The following is a 23,327-nucleotide window of genomic DNA, read 5'->3' as shown; positions in this document are numbered from 1 at the left end:
AGGGTGGAGTCGTTCATTGTAGCGAAGAAGTGCTCGTACGGGTGACCCGACAATCGCGTCGATAATCGTGGGCTACTTCAATGGACGCAAGCTTATGATTCCGAAATGCAACCCGCCCGGTTCGTTGTAGCCAAACGTTCCGCTGACATTAAAGTAGCGGCGCAGTTCATCGAAGGGTGGCAGTTTATTGCTTTGCAACAAGTCGGCGAACCCGGCTAACTTGGAATCGTTTTGAGCCCTACGCTGCATTACTTGAGCGGACGAAGGTGAAGCTGCCATTTCGAATAGAATTCGATAGCTTTCCGCGTCACGGTTGAACGAATAGTAAAACGGTTTTTCGGAACCAAGCTTGGCACCGATTTCAGACGCCAATAACGCAAAGTCGCTGTCCATGGCGAGACCGTCAACGGATCCGGAATGGGCTTCGAGGATCGCGTCGACAATTTCGCGACTGTCAGCAAGGATCAAATAGTCATCCAAAAGGAAGAAGCTACGCTCGGGGACGCGAACCATTTCAGGGCGTACTTGGTCAGGCCGCGAACGCGACTTCAAGAAATGGACTTTCTTGCCTGCGATGTTGCGTGTCGTTACTTCATCGGCCGGTAGCTTGGCAATGACCTTCTTGATAAGAGCTTCGATCTGGTCGGGATCTTTGACCTGTAACGCGTCGGCCCGGGCTGCTGAATTCCACGTGGCGGGTTCCTGGTAGCGACGCATGCCCACGTAACGGCCAGTGAGATTGGCGATCAAATCGTCTCGTAGACTGATACCGAGGCGACTCTTGATTCGGTCTTCAGTGAATCGAGCGAATCCGCCTTCGCCAGCGAACCGATCCACCACGATGCTTAAGTTGTCGTGAGCCGTTGCGATGTCCCAGTTGGCGGTCGAGTAGGACATCATCTTCGCAGGAACCCAATTCGGCGGCGTGGGCGGAACGTCTTGAGGCCGCACGACGCCGAACAATCCATCGCGTGGTGGGTCAATCACGACATGCAGATGAACAATGCCCTCGATCAGTTCGCCGCCGCGAAAGACGCTGCCACCGATTCCTCGAATCTTCGAGATTCCAAGGTCTTCTAGAATTGGCATGATGAAGAACGACGAACTGCTACGGCGTATGATCCGTTGGACGATCGCATAGGGATTGGCAAAGAATGTGATTTGGGGCGTTTCCGCTTCGGCACCCACACAGCGGGTCATGACAGATGCAAAGTCGGCGTTGCCAGATAGTCTGCCAACGGTGAGGGTGTCGTCATCGTCGGTTTGCGTCGCGGCCTCTTTGCGATTCTTCGGCAGGTCCGTGGCGTTCCAGCGACGCAACACTTCGGCGGCGGATTGGTTGCCGATTCCGATCACGAACATGCCGTCACGGTGAAACCATTCGACGCGCGTCGAACGGCCTCGGGATCGCACCCAGCGAGTCAGTTCGTGTCCACCAATTTGTTCGGTTTGTTTGACTGATTGATTTTTCTCGGCGAGCCTGCCGACTTGCTTGAGCAGTTCGTGCATCGTGTCGGACGACTCGGTGTCGTCGCCGGTGTCGATTAGGAAGACGCCGGCGAAGCTGTTCAGTTGCCGTTGCCGACGTTGCATTCTTCGTTTGATCTGATCGTCGGTCAGTTCTTCATCACCATCCGCATCCTCTCGTTCGTCCTCGTCGACCGGAACGCCTTGCAGGAGTGCGACGGCAAATTGACCGCGGGGAATCGCGAGCAATTCAGGAAGCGACAGCCCCAATTCGGATGCCAGTTCGGTAAAGGTTTGTTCCAACGCATCAAAGGTGCCTGACACGAAGGGACGCATCGCTGGATCGTCGAGCATTTGTCCAAGCGAGGAGCGTTCGAATCCGTCTTTCAGGTCATCAACATCGCGAATTCGTAGATAGGCGAGCGTGTCCTCGGGCAACAATCGGGATGCCGGTGGAGGCGCGGTGGACGTCTCGGCCGCATGTCCGGATTGGTTGGGTGCCGCACAAAAAAAGCATGCGAGCAAAAGCGGGGAAACTGGAAAACGAAACCAATGAAATTTCATGGGGTTAAACTAAAGTGGATGGATTGCCAGACAAGACGTTTGGACTCAAACCTATTTTGCCATATTGAGGCCACTGATGCTGAATCGTTCGTTGCTTTCCCGTCGTTCTTGGCAACAAGCTGTGTATTTCTTGCTCTTCGCGGGGTGCGTTGCCGTTTCCGCCAATGCTCAGAACACCGGTGAGAATGCAAATGCCGGCGGTGAACAAGCTGCCGGAGGGATCGGCCAGGGTGGACTGACGCCTGAACAAGTGTTTTCAGAGGGTGTTGAGCGGACCGGCGTGGTTGGTCAGTCATCCGCTACTCCGGCCGGAGCCAGTGCCGCTTCGACCGCCGGTGCTGCCGCTGCGGGTGGAACGGCTCGTGCGGGAGGCTTGGGTGGTTTTGGCGGCGGTGGTGGTGGTCTCGGTGCCGCTTTTGGGAATCTTTTTGGTAACAACAACGCGAGCGGCGGCGACAGCGGCGAGGCAATTCGAACCCGGCTTCGCGGCGCGGTGACGTTGCCACCATCAGCGATCGTGCCCACTGCAGAAAAGAACCGACGTGCTTCCAGTCATCTGTATCAAGCTTCCTCGCTAGGCCCAAGCATGGCTGGCCCGAACGCAGCCGACCGGTTTGGCGGCGTTAGCGTTTCGGTCGAAGGACGCACGGCTGTGCTGACAGGTTCGGTTTCGTCGGAAGCGGATCGACGAATGACCCACTTGATGATGCGGTTGGAACCCGGCGTGTCGGCGGTTCAAAACCGGATCCAATTGTCGCCGTAGCTTTTAATCTGGGTGACTGACTGGTTTAGTAATTATGGTCAGTAGCCCTTTCGTCTCGTCAGGGCCGCTTGATACCAGCCTTAACGCTCGTCCTAAAGTCCAGCGTCTTTCATCAGAAGCTGCAAATCGGCCCAGGCGGCTTTCTTGGCGTCGGGATTTCGCAGCAGATAGGCGGGATGATAAATCACCAACACTTTACTGTCGTGGTATTGGTGAAATCGCTGTCTTAATCGTCCGATCGATAGTTTGCTGTTAAGCAGCGATTGTGACGGCACGGCACCCAAGCAGATGATGTATTCGGGACGCAGAATGGCGAGTTGTTGTTCGAAGTACTCTCGGCAGTTACCGATTTCGCTGGCGTCGGGATTCCGGTTGCCTGGCGGTCGACACTTGACCGTGTTCAACAGGTAGACCTCTTCTCGAGAAAGCCGGCAGGCCTGGATCATCTTGGTCAAAAGTTGGCCGCCTCGGCCCACGAACGGTTGGCCGCTGGCGTCCTCCTCCGCCCCAGGAGCCTCGCCGAAGAAGACAAAGCGGGGTGACGGGTTGCCTTCGCCATAAACCGTGTTCGTTCGGCATTGAGCCAGTTTTTCGCAGCGGGTACAAGACGCCACGGTCTGTGCCATCGCTTCTAAAGTGGCTTCTCGATCGGCGATCGGCAGTGAAGCACCAGGGTAAGGTTCGCTCGAAACGGTGACGGCGGCGACGGGAGCGAATCGGTTTGTGGCTGGACTGGAGTCTGGACCAGATTCTGGAGTGGGGCTCTGATCGCCGGGTCTGGCCGCTGTCTTGGTTGAAGTTGCATCTGCCGCTGCGGACGACGGCGGGGCGACTGGCGCACTGGCGGGCGTCTGTGAGGCGGCAGTCGGTTGTGTTTCGACCGACACGGTATGGAATTGCTGGCTCCAGGCTTCGACTTGATCGGGCTGTGCTTTGGGAACATGTCGCAACCCGCTGCGATGCAGATGCTCAAACAAGTGCTTGGCGGCGTCAGAGATCTGGTGGGGATCGAGCATGGAGTGGTTTGTGAGGTCGGGGGCGACGTCAGTACGTTGGCAGCCAGCATCCGGCTGCGGATCGTGAAGGCGGCAAAATAGGCTGAGTGAGAGGCCAAATCCTAAGCGAATTCGGGCCGTTTTCAAAAGCCCGTACCGCAATCGGTTCGGGCAGTCTAACATGTCCGTTGATCGTGAAAATCTGATTATCTAATTTCGAATGCCTCCCCCCCACTATGCCTGTTCCTCAAGTCGCCATCGTCGGTCGCCCCAATGTCGGCAAAAGTAGCCTATTCAATTGGCTGGCCCGGCGTCGGCTAGCGATCGTTGACAATTACGAAGGCGTGACCCGCGACCGAATGACGACGTTGATCGAGACGGATGATCGGTTTTTTGAGCTGATCGATACCGGCGGAATCGGTGTGGTCGACGCTGACAATTTGACTGCGGATGTGACTCGCCAGATCGAAATCGCATTGGTTAGTGCGGATGTCATCATTTTGGTCGTCGACGTTCTGACGGGCGTGATGCCGTTGGACGTCGAAGTGGTTGAACGGCTTCGCGGAATCGAACGCCCGGTGATCTTGGTCGTCAACAAAGCGGACCAGGAGCATCAAGACATTCATGCGGAAGAGTTTCGCAAGCTCGGTCGTGGAATGTTGATGACCGTTAGCACGATGCAAAACCGCGGACGCGACGATCTTTTGGAAGCGATCGTTGACCGTCTGCCCGACGAAGATGACACGGTGTCACCGGAATCGACGATGAAGATCACGATCGTCGGTCGGCGGAATGTGGGGAAGAGCACCTTCGTCAATTCACTCGCTGAAACCGATCGCATGATTGTCAGCGAAGTGGCGGGGACGACACGCGACAGTGTCGATGTGAACTTCACGATCGACGGTCAAACGTTCACTGCGATTGATACACCAGGTTTACGTAAGCGGAAAAGCGTGCGGACGGACCTGGAGTACTACAGCACGCACCGGGCCCAACGTAGTGTTCGGCGAGCCGATGTGGTGTTGATGTTCTTTGACGCTTCGGAAAAGACCAGCAAGGTCGACAAACAACTTGTTGGATACATCATGGAGAATCACAAACCGGTGATCTTTGTGGTGAACAAGTGGGATTTGTATGCGGGGAAAGTCCCAACCGAAAAATGGGTGAAATACCTGCACCATCAATTCACGACATTGACCTACGCTCCGATTGCATTCATCACGGGGCAAGAAGGCAAGAACATCAAGACATTGCTGAACCACGCGGCAATGCTTCACAAACAATCGCAAACCCGAGTGACAACCGGCGAGCTGAACCGGATTATCCAGGCGGCTGTGCAACAGCATCCACCGCCGATGTACCAGGCCCGCCGCCCGAAGATTTTCTATGCGACGCAGGTTTCGACTGAGCCGCCGACGATCGTCGTGATGGTGAGTGAACCCAATGCGTTCGGCAACGATTACCAGCGGTACTTGTTGAGTTGGCTGCGAGATCACCTGCCGTTTGGCGAGGTGCCGATCAAGCTTTACTTACAAAAACGAAGCCGAGCCGAAGCGAACAAGGCGTAGGGTTTAAAGCCGCCTGCTGCGATGGGTGACCGGAAACGTGTGTGTAGATGAGGTGCCGCTTTTCGCTAACAAGGGTTGTTAAACCTTCATGTTAGCGGCGCTCACCAGAACATCGTCGCACTCACACGAAGCTCAACGGATCGTCGTCTTGGGTTGCCGGTTGGGCTATCCATTTGATCGGTTGTGCTAGGACTTCGTCGACATTGTTGTCAGCCGCAGCGATCAAAGACGCATCCGCTGCATCGTCGTCTTCAGACAACGCGATCTGTTCACTCGATGGCGGCGGCAGGGTGTTTTCTTGTGCATTGAGATAGTTGATAATCCGAAGTGCATCCAGCGTGGTCACCATCCCGTCATTGTTGACGTCGACCTTCTTGCCTTCGAAATCGTCCCAAGCCAGTTCGCGTGAACCGTTTGCGTTGAGGTCGTTAATGACCTGAAGTGCATCCAGAGCGGCGACTTTTCCATTTTGGTCGGCGTCCTCGGGAAAGGCCGCGTTGTAACGTGGGCTGTCGACTGGGCGTGAAGTCCAGACAAGCGGACCATCCGCCAAACCGCCACTGCTGATTGTGATCGCAGTTGAGATGGCAACCTGATCAGAGCTTTCCGGTGTTGCGATGACTTGGTAGTCCCCGTCGGGCAAACCGCTGACCGAGAACGCACCATGAACGTTGCTCACGATCGCCGACTGAATGCCGTAGCGGATAGCGGAAACGGCGATAGTGCTTTCAGCGTGTCCGGACATGACAACGCGTACGATTTGGCTTTGCGGGTCTTCGAGTGTGAGCGTTTGCGTTTCGCCGTATGCCAAAACGCCGTTGACGTGGTTCCGAATGTCAGTCGTCACGCGGGTGACAAGATTGCCTGCTGCATCAAAGCCCTCAATCCGGGCGTAGGCGACGTCGCTCGATCCAGTCACATCCACTTCGACATGACCGGTGGGAACATCCAGCAAAGCTTCGAATCCGAGTCGTCGGTCGAGATTGGATGTCCAGTATTGCAGTTCGTCGTCATAAACATGGAAGAACAACTCATCGTCAAGTTGTTCGTCCGATCGGACCTGCACGTTCGTGCCAGTGGCATTCGTGCTGCCTTGCAGAGTCATTCCAGCAAGGGATGTTAGGTCCGAGTAAGTCGAAAGGGAGGAGACATCCGCTTCCCCGGTGGGGAGTGGTTCACCGGATCCGGTGCGGATTTCGATAGTTGCGTTTCGAAGTAGTTCTTCGCCGGAGTCAAGCGATCCATTGCGATCGTTGTCGATGTAACCGAATCCGATCAACGCTGAATTGTTCAGCAGCGGAGTCGAGGATGTGCCGGACAGTATGGGGCTGGTGATGCCTGTTTCAGCATCAATGACGCGAAATTCAATCGTCGTGAAATCAGCGGGGACATCGATATTGAGATCGAAAGAAGCGGTTGGCGTATCCGGTGAAGCGACCGTGGTCCAGCCACCCGAATCGATCGACATTTCAAGCCGGCTGATACGGTTGATCGTAATGTCGCTCTGCGGACCTGACGAGTTTTGGTTCGCTAGTGTCTGGACGGACGCCTCGGCAAGCAGGTGAAATTGACCCGTCGTTTCGTTCAGAAGTCCTGAGCCTTCCAGTCGAAGCGGGACATCCAGTACGTCAAAAATGCCGTCCCCGTCGCTGTCCTGCCAGCCTACCAAGGCGAGGGTTGACGCCGCCGATTGATGTGAATCGTAAGAACGATACAAGGCGTTGATGCCCGCCATGATCGAGTCTTCTTGCACGAATCCAGGGCTGGGGTTGTCGATCGCGTTGACGTTTTGGGTGTCGTAATACCCGCGAGTGGCGGTATAGCTGCTGCCGCCAGAGTACTCGTCAAAGGCCCAGAAAATATGTCCCATCTCGTGAGCGATTGTGCTGGCGGGACGTTCCGACGTGGTGACGAAGAAACCATGTCCCGCAAACGCGAACGCACCGCGGTGGGAACCCGATGAGGGGAAGAACCCATCGGAGTCGTTGGAAGCATCGGCGACGAAGATGGTGAATGCCCAGTCCGTGTCCAATTGCTCGCGTTGACTGCTATTGAATGTTTGCATTCGGTCGCTGAGACCTGATGCGGAATTGACGCCGACCGTATCTAGAAACTCGCTGGCATAGACGCTGTAGCTGTCGCTGACGCGATTGATTGGTTCGTAGGGGATCTCAACAGGGTCGCGAGCGTAGGTATCGTCGATCACGAATTCGAGTGAATGAACAGTGTTGAGCTGATCAAGTGCTTCCGTCCACCAGTTCACGCCGGTGATAATCTTGTCGAGCACCTCGGTGATCTGCTCGTCGGTCCAATCTTCCGTATTGGGATCGAACGATCCATCGGATTCGAGAAAAACTGGCGTAACGGCCACGCGACCCAGCAAAAATTCGGCTGTATCATCCCGCGTGACGCCCGTTGGCAGCCCCAAACTGGCCGCCATCACCCGGCGATCTTCCAGGGATTGCAGAGTCAAACGACGCTGAAGGCGGCGCAGCGAAGAGCGTTCTCGGCGAGGATCAGGTCGTGGCACAGGAACTGGTGGCGTTAGAATGGGATAAGCGGGACGACGACGGGAAGCGAAATCGTCCTCGTGGATCACAGACATTTAGCCTGTGTCACGAGGTTAGACGAATCGCAACCCCAATCGGTTCCTTCTTAGTTTGATTCAACACCCCCCAGTTTAACCCAGAGAAGCGAAAATCTGGTCGACCGCGGAATGCGACCCGTCAGTTTGTTCCGATCCTTCCGATTCTACGCCCTGTCGATCCTGGGCAAGAGAATCAACCACCGAATCGAGGTCGATCGTGGCTGGCGAATCGAAGACGCTCGTCTTGGATTCCGTCACAGTCACAGGCGTCGATTCGACAAGCGGCTCGTTTTCCTGGGTCGCAGGCTTTGTGGGATCGAACATGATCGTCGCGTTGGTAGCCAACACGCCATCAGCGACTGGGCTGTAGCTGATCGGCTCGCCACTGGCGACCATGGTGTTCGACGATGCCAATTCGAGTGGTTCGCCCGAAGCCAACGGTTCACCAACGCCAACGGGGTTTTGCCCGGGGCCGGTTAGACTATTTAGCCGGTTGATCACCAACAGTGCATCGATTGGCGAGACCATGCCGTCGCCATTCACATCGGGGTATGGTGGCAACACGATTCCCGCAGGAACGTTCGATAGGTCGACGGAGTTGGTGCCGCTTTGGTTGAGCACGTTGATGACCAACAAAGCATCCAAAGGAGTCACCGCGCCGCTGTCGTTGACATCGGCAGGGTCTCGGTTGTCAGCGATTTGACCGATCAAGATCTCGACACTGGCACCATCCGCTTCGCTAGCGGGTTGCAAACGGTTGCCCGCATTGTCCGCGATGAAGTTGGTTACGACGGTATCGCCGCGTGGTGTCGATTCGGTCTTCAGCAGCACTCGATCGCCCACCAACTCGGCTTCGATGCCCGCACTTTCGGCAGCCGCGGCGTAAGCTGCGGCGACCGTGTTGGCGTCGTCGTCGTAGCGAATCACAACCGCTTGAGCGGCCGATTCACCGGGGGTCACAATTTGGCTAAGTGCCGTGTTGGCCAGATTGAGCTGAAGGTCGTTGTCTTCGCCAAGCGTAACCCGTCCGCCGCCGGCGTTAGCCGCGAGTCCAGGGAACTTCGAGTTGATCGCCAAGACAAGTGCATCGGCCAAGTCATTCGGTGTGCTATCGAACGAGGCGTCGACGACACTGACCGCGGTTGCATTCGGGTTCAGAAGTGAACCGTTCAGATCGATCTCAAACGTTGTCGTGCTCGCAACACCTAGGCCGAGAGTGAACGTTTGGCCGTCCACAATCGCTGGCGACAACAAGCCGTTCTCGCTTGGGATTTCCAGGCCGAATCCAGGCGACACGCCGATGCGGCTGTTGCCAGTGATCAAGGCACCGTCGGTCGGCGATGTGACTGAGATCGGACCATCGTTACCGCGGATTCGGAATGAACCCGATGCACCGAATGCGGTCACGTTCATGCCGGCGGCACGAATCTCAGTGATCAACGCGGCCACCAATTCTCTTGACGAAGCGTCGTCGGTTACCGTCACCGCAACTTGCGTGACAGTCGGATCCAAGACGTTTAGAACATTATCGGTATCGAATTCGAACGTGATCTCTTGCGTTCCGTCGAACACAACGATTTGTTGTCCATCGAAGTTCGTTTGGGCAAGGCCGTTGTTATCTTCAGTGACTTCGGCAAGCAATTCGACGTCGAGAGCCAAGTTGACTTGGCGGAAGACGCTGTCGTCTTCCAAAGCAACGAAGGCGTCTTCGTCAGTACCTAACAACTGCAGACGTCCAGCCTGACCTGTATCGGTTTCGTCAAGGAAGACCGCTTCCAGATTGATGAGTCCACGATCTTGAGCGACTCGGTTAATTTCGCGAGCCAATAGGCGAGCAATCATCACTGATGATGCCGTTTCCGGCAACGTGACGGCGAAGTTGCCGCTCTCGGTCAACGTCGGGTCAATCAGGTCCAGTTCGTCGGTATCGGTAACGAATTCGAACGTGACGCTTGGATTGACACCATCATTGATCGTGACGGTTTGACCACTGATCGTGTTGCCATTGGAATCGGTCAACGCGGTTGGCGGTACGGAGAGTTGAATCCCCAGTTCGGCTTCCAACACGCTGTCGTCGATGATCGTTTGGTCGCCATCACTGTAGGTGATGCCGTCGAGAGCTTGGATAGCGGCGGTGAATCCGTCGGCGTTTCCAACTTCGCCACCCAAGAACTGGATCGTGTAGATCGAGTTGTCGGTCCAAATACCAGCAATCGGAGTGATGCGGATCGTGTTATCGCCCGGTTCATAACTGAATCGGTAGTCACGACCTTCTTGAAGGATGTCCGGTTCGGCGTCAGCGTTCAACAAACGCGTGACGATGATGTTCTGGCTAAGGACGGTATTGTCGTTGACACCAACACCGGGACCGGAGTCAGCAGGACGGATACCGTCGATCAACTGGATTTCAAACGAGTCGTAAATCGTTCCTGAGGAAATCGAACGACCGAATCCGCCAGCGGAACCGTCGAAGATCAGGTCTTCGCCACGAGGCGAGGTTAGGACGAAACGAGGGCCTTCGTCATCGGTTCGTTCTTCCGCACCACGGTCGACGAATGCGTTCACACCCGTGCCGAATTCCGAATCGAATGTAGGGTCGTCGACTCGAGTTTGTCCATTGGCATCCGTTCGTGTCGCCAGGACGGGACTCTCAGGGATTCCAATCGAGTTCTTCAAGACGATCAATGAAGCTCGATCCTCAAGAGCGGACAGACCGCTATCGATGATCGGGGTGCCAGATTGAGGCGTGAAGATCAGGTTCGACGCATCCACGAAGATCTGGTTGGACACATCCAGGAACTGAGGGCGTTGTCCAACACCCGTCGTGCCACCCAAAAGGGAGTCAGTGGTGTTGGCGTGGAAGGTCGTTGCACCGATGACTGTAAGTGCACTGGAAATGTCGGTCTGGCCGGAGCCAACCGCTGGCACGGCAGGAATCGAAATTCCTGTTCCGAAGTTGCTAACGATGTTGTTCAGCAACGTCGGAGCCGAGTTGTCCTGTACTCGAATACCGACTTGGCCAGGCGTGTACTCTTCTCGCAGCACCGTTGAAAGTGCTCCGATCGCATCGATGTCAGCACCGGCGGCACCGAAGTCGAACGAGCCATTGGGCGAAAGGTCAGTCAGGCGAACGTAGGTGAAGCGGTCGTTTAGACCGAAACCGTATGCGTCCAGGTCAATCGTGTTGCTGAGTCCGAAGATCTCACCAACATTGAAGTAGGTCACGTTGTCACGGCTGATTTCAACCTGGACACGTTCGGCGATACCCGTCTCAAAGATGATCAAGTCCGCTTCCGAGTCACCGATACCAACCAATGAGCTTGGGTTCGACGAGCTACCGGTCAAGAAGTTGTCTTCAAAGACAAACGTGGCGGAGCCGTTCGATCCGAGCGAAAGTGTGAACAGTCCGTCCGATGGATCGGCACTGGCTACGCCGTTGTAATCTGGCGATCCCAACGCGGCTTCGGTGTTGGCGAACGTGTTCTCAACGTCGTCACCTAAGTTCGTGCCGCTGACCAGAATCGAATCCGCGAACGAAACGCTGCCTTCGGGGAAGAAAATCGAGTTGAAGGACTGCGACCCAAGTGAGTCTGGCTTGGTGATCGAACCACCAACAAGCGTGTTGTTGATGATACGGTCAAAACCGACTGGGTTCGCGGTGGCAGCACCACCATTTTCTAGACCCGTGATGTCGATTCCGACGCCGCCGTTGAAGGCAAACGTACTGTTTCGCACCGTGACACCCGGCAATAGATTTTCAACATTGAGTTGTTCAAAGTTGCGAATCGATGGCAAGACGGTCGGTGTGGGGGTTCCCGGAACCACTTCGGTTTCGGCGGCACGGGTGATCGACGCACCGGCTTCTTCATTGGAAATGAATCGGCTGTTTTCGACGATGATCACGCCCTGTTGTTCTCGGTCGCGGTTGGTATCGCCGCGTAAATCGGTTCCGGTCGCGACAGTGAACGGATTGCCCGTCGTGGTGATCGTGTCCGCACCAATCAGGATGACGTTGCGATCTGGCACGTCGGTGGTGGAGTTGATCCGAGTAAGGTTGGATCGACTTGCCGTCACACCCAGTACAGATTGCAAGTTGTTGCTGTTGATCGCGGCAATGACTTGGTCCGCGACTTCCTCAGCGGTGGCATCTGGATTCAAGCGAACTTCGATGCGGTTGGCACCGGTCGTGATTCCATTGCTATTGCCGTTGCCGTCCAGAATGTTGAACTCAAACGTAACCAGTGCGTTTGAACCCGAGACCGTGAAGGTCGATCCATCGAGGATCTGGGCAGCTTCTTGAGTTTCCAAAGCCACGCCGGAATCACTTAGTCGATCGTTCGTGTCAAAGGCACGGAAACGTGCCTCAACCAAAACGGGGTCGCCGAACGTTCGGTCGGGCACGATTCCCGAGGCGATGTATTCGGAAGCATCACGAATTTCGAGCTGGTAAGAACCGGAGTCGGTCAGACGGCGACCTTCATTCGGTGTCGTCAGTGTTGTGTCGTTGAAGTCCACGAAGGCTTCATTGGCACCGACCGGATCCGAAGCGGTCACCATTTCGCCACGTTCAGCGAAACCGATGATCACATCGTCGATGTAAGCTCCTTCGAAGGCATTGTTGGCGGCACCACCTTGGTAATCGCCACCGAATCGATCGCCGTAACGACCATCCAGACTATTGCCGTTTTCGTTCACCGTTAATTGGAATGCACCCAAGTCAGTGAACGAGTCCACCAAACCTGGAAGACGTAACAGCGAACCGCTACGTGGGACCAGTGATGTGTCGCCGGAGAAGAAGGTGTCTGCAACGGCCTGTTGCACGGCGGCAGCGACTTCGGCCGCAGATGCGGTTCGACTGATGGAAATGGGGTTTTCCGTCAATGCCGCGTTGTCACGAATCGCGAGGCCACTGTTTGCTGGCGTCGTGATGTTGGTGACACCCGTGATCTCAACCAAGGCACCCGATGCGGTTGCATTGAACTCGGTCGTGATCGAAACGGTCAAGGCATAGCCGCCGACAGCACTGTCTTGGGTCGATCCCTCGATGCGTGGATCGTAGGTGCCGTTGCCTGGGCCGCTAACGCCGATGTAGTAAAGCCCATCGGTGGGAGCCGTCAGCGTGAAGACACCGGTCAGAACATCGGATGTCACATTCGCTGCGTCGACCTCGTCGCCTTCGGAATCGAAGAAGCGAACGATGTTGTTGACGCCAATTTGATCGGCGTTGGAATTGACAACGATTTGTGCTCCTGCGTCGACGGTCAAGCTAACCAAGTCAACGTCGTCGGCGTCGGTGATGATGCCAAGATCGGTGAAGCCCAAGGCACCACGTCCCTCGATCACCAAGTTGCCGCCCGTGTAAGGCAAGGCAGTGGCTTCAAACGTCAAGTCATTGCGAGCTTGGCTGCCACTGGTGTTGGCGTTGCCGAATGGATCGATCGGATCGGCAGCGTCACTGAAGTTGAAGTTGTTAACCACTGGAACGGCAGGCGATTGGGCCAGCAATTCAGCCTGGACTAGCGAGGCGATGTTCGCTGCCGTCAACGAAGTCAGTGTCGATGGCAAGGTGATCGAGATCGCGTCGGCAGGAACAATTCGAGTGCCGTCGTTAAGTACGTAGACTTGATCGTTCAGCTGGAACGTCGATAGTGCAACTGGGTTTTGATACAGCTGGGCTAACGTTTGGCCAGATGGGAAAACAATCGCGGTAGCGAAGTCGACCGTGAAGGTTTCGTCACCAATCTCGAACGTGTCACCATCGTTCAGTTCCGAAGCCGCGACAGTGCGGATTTCAGCACTGAGTGTGCTGGTCGTTCCCGCGGTCGCAAATTCGAATCGCAAGGTCAGACCGTCTTGGCCAGCGAAAGCGGCTAGCGGCACACGTGCTTGACGCCATGTACCGGTGTTGTCGTAAAGCTGTTGGACGTCGACATCAATGTTGTCATCGTAGATTCCGGTTTCAAACGGATCGTCAAACTCATCGCCAAAGGAGCTGGCGTCGCGAGACTCATTGTTGGTCGCCACCAAGTGCTCGACGCCTGAACTATCAACGACATAGACTCGGAAGCTGTCGCGGTCTTCGTCAAACAGGTTCGCATCGCCATCGGGTAGGTCGTTGTCGTTGTCGAATTCATCGGTGTCCAGGAAGTAGTTGAAGTACATCACTGGCACGTCGCTGGCGGAGTAACCAGCCAACGAGAATGCGTTCGATTCGACCGTTCCGCGTGCACCACCGGGAAGGTTGTAAGTCCCTTGGACGGCCTGGCCGTCTTGACGGACGTTTTCGGCTGTCGTGCCCAAGTTCCGTACGGGATCTTCGCCAGGAGCGTAGTTGCCGCCGAACACGTTCGTGTCGTAATTGAACACGAGCGAGTTGTTGGCGGTTTCACCGGGGCGAGCACCGTGGAAGGCATCGTTGATACCGTGGCCTTCGTCCGATTCGCGGTCGTCGGTGACGTGCCAAAGGTTGTAATCCAGTGTGGCGAAGTCCAAACCTTGGGCATTGAAGATGCCGGTCGCGATGGACGACTGACCGCCTGCGAATACGTTTTGCAATTCACCAGCAGTATTAAACGCATAGATACGTCCGTTCGCTGTGGTTGCGAATAGCAAGTCGCTGTAGCGACCGCCTTCGAGGCTGCTTGGACCGGCACGCAATCCGGTGAAGTTCAAGCCGACCAGCTCGGTAGCGGTACCGACGTATTGGCCGATATTGTTGTTGCTGCCAAGGTTGTTGATCGCTGCGGAAGAGACGAAGTACAGCCCACCCGTGTTCGACACAGCATAGATGTCGTTGCCGACCATTTCGACACCCGTAATACGACCGCCGTTGGCAGCACCACCGGCTTGCAACCCGGTGCCCGTCGTCACGACTTGGGACACGATGTTGGCGGTGGTCGGTGTAATGGTGTCGAACAGGACCGACCGGGTTTGAGCCGTCACGGTCAGGTTGCTTAGGAAGCCGCCAGCGATCTCTCGATTGACCGCTTGGACGATCCGCTGAGCGATGACCGATGCACTGTCCGTTGGCAAGATGGCGATCGGCACATTGGCAAGATCGGTCGTGTTGTCGCCGTTGAGCGACAGGCCTGCTAGTGAACCCAGTGGCGGGCCGATCAGTTGAACGTCTGTCGCCGCTGGGATCGTCAACTGGGTTCCTTCGAAGGAAACCTGGAAGTTGTTTTCAACCAGAACGTCAGCAAGGGTTTCGATGAAGTTGGTGCTGGACCCAGTACGGTCGATGTTGACCGCGATGTTACCTGGCGTCGTGACCGCACCGTTGGTTACTTCGAATACCGTTGGCACACCACCGGGGATCTGCACTCGGATGGTGGTTCCGTCTTGGATCTGTGCAGGGTCGGTGGCAACCAAGGTGTAACCTTGATTGAATTCAAACGTCACCGTGTCGGTGCCATCGAACAAGGTGAACGTGTCGCCGTCGAAAATCTGTGCAACCGATTCACCGAATACGTTGAGATCAGTGGCATCGGAAAGACCCAGTGCCGTGCTGAAGGCGGTCGAATTGCCAAAGAAGTCAGTCGGCGTTGTATCGATTTGCCCAACTTCGCGGATGTCCGTACCGGCACCGGAATTGGCAAGTGTCAAACCGAACTCGAGGCCAGTGGCTTGTCCGGTTTCTTCATTGAAGGCGTACAAGATGTTGTCGATGTACTCCAGGCCGGCTGACGAACCACCGCCAGGGCGGTTGCCGACGAAGAAGCCGGTTTCGATGCCGTTGCGGGCGCGAATAGTCAGAGCCTCGACCGTCAAACCAACGTTACTGGCTTCGTCAAGAATCTGAACCGCAGGCGGTTCTTCCGTTTCTTGGTTATTGAACGTCGATAGACCAGCACCAGCGGTTAGGAATTCTTCAATTCCGCCATCGACGGTGTTCAATCGCACGTAGCTCCACGTCGTGTCACCAGTTTCGCCATCAAGGTAGGTCGTGTAGGCGAACAGTTCACCATTAGCGGCAAACGCGATATCGCGAATCTCTTGATCGTCGAAGCTGCCCATCGCAGCGTACTGTTGTCCGGTGAACGGGTTTACCATGAACAACGACGAACCGGAGTTCACATACAAGAAGACATCATCGAGAGAGTAATCAACGATCGAATTTTGATCGAACAGGATCGGTGTCGTTGGACCTTCAGCGACTTGGCTGTAATTCGTTTGGCCCAAGAAGTCGAATCCTTCTTCAGCGACTCGTCGAGTGCTGTCGACAGGTTCCAAACGAATCAATGGGTTCGTTGCATTGCGGCTGTTGAATTGATCCAACACGGCCGGTACTTGGCCCTGATTCGAAACGGCAACGTAGTAGGTGCCTTCAGGAAGTTCAGCCGAGCCGATGTAAGGGTCGGCTGTGCCATACGATCCACGCGTCAGATCGGATCCGCCGTTGGTGCCTGGAAGGACAATGTCGTCGGCGATATTCGAGTCGCCACCGATCAAGACAAGACGCCCATCTTGGTCAAAGACGTGCAACGCCAAGTCGGCCCGGCCCAACCCGTCGGAGTAGTCCAGGTCGAAGATCGTGGCTAGGTACATTTCTGCACCGTCGCGGGTCAATTGCTGATAGTCGATGTCGAACTGGTACCAGTCGACGTCGTCAGTGCCATCGATGAACCCGGAGATGTTGGTTGCCAAACGGTCCGAAGACAAAGGACCGGCTGGGTTGTCCAACACGATGTCAACACCGTCGCGTTGGATCAGGATGGATCCGTCGGCGTTTTGGGTTGCGTTGGCGGTTAGACCGATGCCGTTAACGTACTGGGTGTCGTACAGACCGAGGCGTTGTGCACCCGCAAGGGTTCCATTGTTGGTAGCGGCGTTCCCGTCACCATCGGCATCGTTTTCGTAGTTCTCGCCAGACAGCGGGCTGTGGAGTGGGCCGCCGATGACTTCAACACCCTTGTCCGCATAAAACACATCGCTGTAACGGATTTGCGTACCCGCATGCACATCGGATTCCTCGATGCGGATTTGCAGTTGGTACGAACCGTTGGTTAGACCTTGACGCAAACCACCGTTTTGGGCGCTGGTTGTTGTGATGTTCTCGGAGACGAACGAGGTGTTGCCCACGACCATCGCGTTCTTGTTGTCTGCAGTCAGCGTGTCTTTCGATGCTGTCGAAATCGCGCTTCGCACTCGAACGTAGTAAAGCGATTGAACGCCAGCGGTACCTGGAAGGACAACTTGCATCCCCGCATCACGCGAGTTCGTTGAGTAGTTGTCTTGGTAGCTGACGATGCCGGTGCCCGCGTTGAGTTGACCGGTGGCCAAGCCGAACAAGCTGCTTGAGTCCAAAGCTTGTGAACCGCGACCGGTACGAGCATCCAGGAGTGCTTGCAGTTGTGCACGTTGAGCCGCCGTGGACGGGTCGGACGTGTCCAGCGAGCGTAGGGTTTCGATGATCTCCGCTTCGGCCATGGCGTCATCGGACAACACCAAGGTTTGACCGTTGGAGTTCACCAATTCGATGACCGTGTCCAGGCTGCTATCGGTGCGGTCGATGTCCAGCCAAACCAATGTGCCGGCTTCGGCGACGAAGGAATAGACGTCCACGTCGGAATCACTGCTAATGTCGCCCTCAACGATCAAACCAAGGCGACGGTTTTCGTCACCGGCACTGATGCTCGGAGCCACTTCGCCAAGGTACTGCGACCGGCTGGCCAACGCGTTGGTGTCGCTGTTTCCAACGTTGGCAGGTTCATTTTCTTTCGTGATGGAGACGTTTTCATCCGAAGCAGCTTCTCGGATGACTATGCCATCCCAAGAGCCCGCAGTCGGGCTGGCGTCGATGCCGTCGGTGTCCAAGTTGGCAACGCCGGTTGGTGTGAATCCGGCACCAACGGAATCGTCGGCCAACGATGTCAAAACGACTGGGAAGTCAGGCTGACCGATCACTTGCAAGCTACCGCCGATGCGATCAGCGATACCAATGAACTCATCTTCGGCGGTGTAGATGTTACCACCGACCACGATTCCCGCACGGCGTTGTAGCAGTGCGTCGTCGCTGTTGTCCTGGTTTTCGAATTTCACGACCAACGAACCGCGGGCGTCACTTTCAAGCCGCAAGCCGCCGTAAATGTGTTGGTTGGGGACTTCGATCATGTCGCGGACGATGTGCACGATGTCCGTATCATCCAGCACGATCTCGGTTGCGACCGTACCGCCACGGACTTCCATACCAGCCAATCCACCGTCAATCGCGTTGCCGCGAACCAGTGGACCACTGTTGCTGACCACGGAAATTGAGTCCAACGTTCCGGTCGAGCGACCTGGGTCGGTAACTTCTTGCCAAGTGAAGCTGTTCAAGTCAAAGGTCAATGCGGGACCTTCGCCACCGATGAAGGTGTTGTTGATAATCGTGGGTTGAGATCCGCGAACAAAAACGGTTCCCGAGGCATTGTTCACCCGACCGACGCGTTCTTCGCGAGGATCATTCGGGGCGTTGATGTTGTTGCCTTCATCGTTCAGGAAGCCACGGCCGTCCAGGTTGTTTTCGAAACGGGTGTTGGCGATCCGGAGGTCGCTTTGGTGCGATTCGATGACGTTGAAGCTAGCGAAGCCACCTTCGATTTGGGACGTTCCACCGCCACCAGCGATTACGGCGTGATCGAACGATCCATCGGCACCGAAGCCAAGATAGATCCCTGACCAATCGCCAGCTTCGAAGGTGTTCGAGTTGGTTGAACCTTGCAGGCTGCCGTTGGTGTTGAACGTACCACCGGTGCCGTAGCGAGAATCATTCAGGCTGGTCAGAACAACGGGTTGGTCCGCGGTACCTTCGGCAAACAGACGAGCACCGAAGGTGACGTCGATCCGTGCACCATCAAGCTTGACGATTGTGCCTGGATCGATGGTTAGGCCTGGATCGAGCCGTCCGATCAATGCCAAGCCGCTGTCACCACTCAAAGCTGGGTTGAGCTGCACAGTTCCAGCAGCGACCGTATCGGTGAAGCTGGTGCTGGACGTGTTCAACTGTCCGACACGCAAGAAGTCGCTGTAGATTGGCTCGCCTGTAATCGGGTCTTGACCCAATACCTGGGCGCGATACAGACGTCGTCCCGAGAAACCGCTGGCGGCGGAAACGGTCGGGATCGAGGTCAAGCGGATGGAACCCGTTGCGGACAATGTGACCGGATCACTTGGATCGCTGGCGACGGATTCAAAACCATCCGAAGTCACGTTGGTTAGCTGGTAAACATAGCTGCCCGCGGGAATGTTGCCGGCCTGAACACCAGGTTGGTTGATCGTCGCGGTTTGAGTGGTCAGCGTGAGACTTGGCCCCTCGGTGACTGCCAGTGGACCGCCGGGGGTGCCTTCGATCAACAAGTTGTCGGTCAAGATGTGAACGATGTCGGTGTCGTCGAAACGAGCGTTGATCGTCAGTTCTTGCAGACCGTCACCGGTTGGAGTGTCGATGCGAATCAACAAGCCGTTGTAGGTGTTGTCCGTGATCGTATTGCCACGAATGTGCGGTCCGATACGAGCAAAGTCGCTGGTGAAGTAGTCCGTCAGGCCGCTTGCCGTTTGGAAGCGAGCTTCGTCGAATCGTGTCTCTAAGAATGTGTCGGGGGTTGCTGCAATCGCACCGTCGGCGGAACGGGTGATCGAGCTATTGATGATGGTCGCTCGCGTTTCGGCCAGCTCAATCGGGGCAACGGCTCGCGTCACACCATCAACGCTGACTCGTCCGCCACCGCCTTGAATGTCCGCGTATTGAATGTGATTCAGGAAGACACCCGCGTCTTCCAGGTTGAGACGGCTTTCGTCGGCGTAGTCCACGTCGCCGCGAATATCGATTCCGCCCCAAGTGCCAGCGGAGCTAAGTCCGGTTCCGACCAATTCGACGGGATTGTCTGGCGTACCCAAAATTTGGATTGCCGATCCGCTGCGGTCGACACCGGCGGTGGTGCTGCCCACGCCAATGCGGCTGCCGGACATCTCGAAGCGAACGCCGCCATCAAGTACCAAGTTCACATCCTTGGGGACTTCGATCGTGGTCAGCTCGCCGCTCGTCAAGGGAGCACCGCTTTGGTCGAAACCGATACGGTAAGTACCTTCGCCAGCAACCCGAATTGTCTTGACGGGGTTTGTGGAATCAAGCCGAGTTTGCACGCTTTGGAACGCAGCACTCAATGTTGCGTAAGGAGCGTTGATCGTGCCGTTGGCTCCGCTTGCGGGAGCGGTTGTGTTGTCAACGTAAACAGTGGTATTGGGATTGGTGGGCTCGAACCAGTATTGGAATAAGCCGCCCGCTTGGCCGTCGGCATCGCCATCGAGTTCGTTGTTGTCAACATCGACGATGCTGTTGGTCGAACTTGGCGTGAACGACATGGCCAGTTCGTAACTGCCTTCGGTGACGCCACCCAGACCAGTACCGCTGATCGCGGGGTTGTAACTGTCGTTGCCCGCAGCACTCACGCCGACAACATACTTACCTGGTACGACATCAATTTCAATCAGCGAGTCGTTGCTGAAGTAGTCGTCGTTAGCGGCAATCTCGCGAGGAACACCGTCTTCGATGATGTACAAACGCAGCATCGTGTCGAGCGTGCTGGAAGTCGACAATCGCTCGGCAATCGTCGATAGGCTGATCGTGCCAGGGTTAACGAGCGTGAACTCGTACAAGTCGATATCGTTGGATTCGGGACGATAGAGGTATTGTCCGTTAACGATGTCTGCGGGGCTTGGGAATAGCGACTCGTTGGGGTCGGCTAAATCGTCCGTCGTTGCTGGCGTTTGGTCTTGGACCGGTACGTCAGGATCCAACACACCGTCAGCGGATTGGGTGATCGGTTGAGGAAGGTGGTCAGCGTAGCCGTAGCCAAGTAGCTGGCCGATACCGAGGAAGACGCCGCGGAAGAATTCGCCGCCGGTGTAATCATCGGTGCTCTCTTGGAAGTCTTGAGCATCCAAGACGATCAGTTGGTTGCCGTTGTTGGCGTTTGTTGGGAAGCCAACAAAGGTGTTGCCGTCGTCGTCCAACGCACGTGTGGCGACCGTGATGCCGCCTTCACCGCTGCTGACGCTGCCGCCAGCACCTTCGAGTTCACCGACCGCGATGCTGAAAACAGGGCCAGGTGTTCCAGCGAAGCTGGTGCTTGAGATTGCTGAAGCGGCGTCTTGTCCAACTTCGATGAATTGCACACCGAGGTATTCACCGAACAACGAAGCGACTTCACGAACGCGTTCACGAGCGATCGAGGCCGCTTGGCGATCGCTTTCAGTTTGTCCGGATCCCAGGCCAATGGTGCTGGAATAAGTACGGTCGATATCGATCGTCGCCGTATTAAGATCGTCGCCCTGGAAGGAATCAGGGAAGTTGTAATAGATCGTGCTGATGCCGGGGGTACTATCCGCTTCGCCGGTCACGATTCCCAGTGGAACCGTTCGGAGGTCCGCAGTTGGATCGTCCGGCCGAATGTCTCGCACGCCTTCGTAACCTGTCCCACCAGGGAACTGAAGGTCAAACGCACTGGTGTTGATGATCTCACCGCCGGTCAAGCGGATTGCTGTGGTACGCGTGACATCCGAACCGTCGAACGCGCCGACCGATACCGGGCCCGGAAGCGCGCCTTCGGCAAACAGGCTATCGCCGGCTTCCGCGACTGCTAGTGAAGGCAGTTGGTTGGGAAGCAGAGTGTCATTACCGATTCGCAAGCGAACCGAAGTGCCGGCAACGTAGTTCGGGACTACGGCGGCGTCGGGACGCGAGAACGAGCTAGCGAAGATCAAACGAACCGCATCGGTGCGACCATCAAGTGCTTGCACCGAAGTGGGCTGCACTGGGATGTCATCGTCACTGGTGATGGTGTCGTTGGTGTAGACCGCGCTGTAGTAAGAAGGGTTTAGAATTGAGTTGCTTACATCGCCGCTGAAGTAAACCTCAACCACATTCGGTTCGCTGATCAAGCGACCGTTCACCTTGCTAACGGGTTCAGGAACCACGGCCAAGACTTGTGGCGCGGTGTTGACGCTGAATGAGTAAGCTTGGTCGACGCCGTCGTTGAACGCTTCGCCATCTTCGTTCAACAGAGCACGATCGCCGGAGCCGTAAATTTCGATTTGGTAGCTGTCTTCGGGAAGCGGTTCAGCAAACCGGAACACGACTTCGTTGGGCGAATCGCCGATACCGATGTAGCCTGGCGTGACGACGGTGTCACTTCCGCCTTCCAATTCCAGCAGCAGTGCAGTGGAGCCAGGCGTGTTGGTCAGTTGACCACCGATAACGGTCGCCAAGTCACCGCGAAGAAGCGAAGCGGTGATCAGACCCGATACGGATGAGTTACCGTTAAGTGCTTCAATCAGGTCATCGATCGTGGACTCAAAACCGGGAGTCGAGTTCAATCGCACCAGGATCGTGTTGCCATTGATACTGACTTGAGGTTCGATCGCACCGCCAAAGTTTTGCGACGCCAGTGCAACGCGTAGATCGGTACCAGCCGCCCCAGATTGATCCGCGATGATACGCAGTTCAGTGCCTTGACCCAAACCAAGATCGGTGATGACTCGAGCGGCGTTCGCTCCATCCAACGTCAGCGTCAATCCACTCGACGGCAGATCGCTGCCGATCGGGGCAACCGCTGAACCGGATACCTGGTACGCCTCAATCAGGTTGTTGGCGGACGAATTCTGCAACGCCAGAATCAGGTCACGGGCGCTGGCCGGGCGATTCGGGTTGGTGTTCAAGTCGATGCGAACGATTCGCAAATCAGGATCGACCGAAGAGATCACGACGGGGGCCACCGTCAATGACTTGCTCGATGCGGTGATAATGACTTGCGTCCCGTTACCTTCCACGCCGGGAAGTTCGTCCGTCGCGCGGAACTCGACAACGACTCGCGAATCGGTACCGAGGCTGACATCGGAATTGAAGTCCGTGATCGCACTGGCGGTTTCGAACAAGCCGTCGGCACCGGCCCGTGTGATTGTGATCCCGAGCGGTTGGACTTGAGTGTTTTGCGTTGTTGCCGCAGTGACCAGCGTGTCCGCATCAATTGACGAATTGTCGTCAAATTGGAAACGCAACTCGTTGGGAGCGGTTTGCAGGATCGAGGTGCCGAAGGACGGAGCCCCTTCGATCGATGTGCTGTCCTGGATCAGCAACTCGCTGTTTGCCTGGATCCCGATCAATTCAGGACCGGCCAGCAGTTGACGCGCCTCGAGAGGTTGAGCGTGCAATTGTCGATGAATGTTCGCTCGCCGTGCTCGTGCGGAAGTCGAAACACCACGACGATTCCGTCTACGGTCGCCTCCCAAACGTTGGGCAAGCGATTCGCGAATACTGCGACCTGAAAGAAATTTGCTCGGTTTACCGATCGTCATCAGTGGCCTCGTTGTTCCGTCGCCGTTGGTCGTCCCACATGGGATTTTGA

The 23,327-nt window shown here is 56.0% G+C and carries 6 protein-coding genes; 2 read left to right on the top strand and 4 right to left on the bottom strand.

What is annotated here, in order from left to right:
- Window positions 1-72 precede the first annotated feature (72 nt).
- Entirely contained in the window at window positions 73-2,031 is a 1,959-nt protein-coding gene (locus tag ACR3ZL_RS17340; RefSeq protein ID WP_473651859.1) for a DUF3352 domain-containing protein, read from the bottom strand.
- 76 nt (window positions 2,032-2,107) lie between these two features.
- Between ACR3ZL_RS17340 and ACR3ZL_RS17335 the strand changes: the two genes are divergently transcribed.
- Window positions 2,108-2,794, top strand: a complete 687-nt coding sequence (locus ACR3ZL_RS17335) for a BON domain-containing protein (protein ID WP_473651860.1) — start codon at window positions 2,108-2,110, stop codon at window positions 2,792-2,794.
- A 92-nt stretch (window positions 2,795-2,886) separates the two neighbouring features.
- On the opposite strand, the gene ACR3ZL_RS17330 is transcribed toward ACR3ZL_RS17335, so the two are convergent.
- Window positions 2,887-3,810, bottom strand: a complete 924-nt coding sequence (locus ACR3ZL_RS17330; protein WP_473651861.1) for a uracil-DNA glycosylase — start codon at window positions 3,808-3,810, stop codon at window positions 2,887-2,889.
- Window positions 3,811-4,025: 215 nt separating this feature from the next.
- On the opposite strand from ACR3ZL_RS17330, the gene der reads away from it, so the two are divergent.
- A complete protein-coding gene (gene der / locus ACR3ZL_RS17325; protein ID WP_473651862.1) occupies window positions 4,026-5,357 on the top strand; it encodes a ribosome biogenesis GTPase Der in 1,332 nt (443 codons plus the stop codon).
- Window positions 5,358-5,478: 121 nt separating this feature from the next.
- On the opposite strand, the gene ACR3ZL_RS17320 is transcribed toward der, so the two are convergent.
- Together ACR3ZL_RS17320 and ACR3ZL_RS17315 are read right to left on the bottom strand one after the other, a co-directional pair.
- Entirely contained in the window at window positions 5,479-7,962 is a 2,484-nt protein-coding gene (locus ACR3ZL_RS17320; protein WP_473651863.1) for a dockerin type I domain-containing protein, read from the bottom strand.
- A gap of 75 nt (window positions 7,963-8,037) precedes the next feature.
- Window positions 8,038-23,277, bottom strand: a complete 15,240-nt coding sequence (locus ACR3ZL_RS17315) for a dockerin type I domain-containing protein (protein WP_486172814.1) — start codon at window positions 23,275-23,277, stop codon at window positions 8,038-8,040.
- Window positions 23,278-23,327 lie beyond the last annotated feature (50 nt).

The sequence above is a fragment of the Rhodopirellula sp. J20-39 genome (assembly GCF_057365095.1).
This window is presented reverse-complemented; position numbering and strand designations above follow the sequence as displayed.

Coding starts and splice junctions, on each gene's coding strand:
- ACR3ZL_RS17340 (WP_473651859.1), bottom strand. CDS start 2,031: ATGAAATTTCATTGGTTTCGTTTTCCAGTTTCCCCGCTTTTGCTCGCA.
- ACR3ZL_RS17315 (WP_486172814.1), bottom strand. CDS start 23,277: ATGACGATCGGTAAACCGAGCAAATTTCTTTCAGGTCGCAGTATTCGC.
- der (WP_473651862.1), top strand. CDS start 4,026: ATGCCTGTTCCTCAAGTCGCCATCGTCGGTCGCCCCAATGTCGGCAAA.
- ACR3ZL_RS17330 (WP_473651861.1), bottom strand. CDS start 3,810: ATGCTCGATCCCCACCAGATCTCTGACGCCGCCAAGCACTTGTTTGAG.
- ACR3ZL_RS17335 (WP_473651860.1), top strand. CDS start 2,108: ATGCTGAATCGTTCGTTGCTTTCCCGTCGTTCTTGGCAACAAGCTGTG.
- ACR3ZL_RS17320 (WP_473651863.1), bottom strand. CDS start 7,962: ATGTCTGTGATCCACGAGGACGATTTCGCTTCCCGTCGTCGTCCCGCT.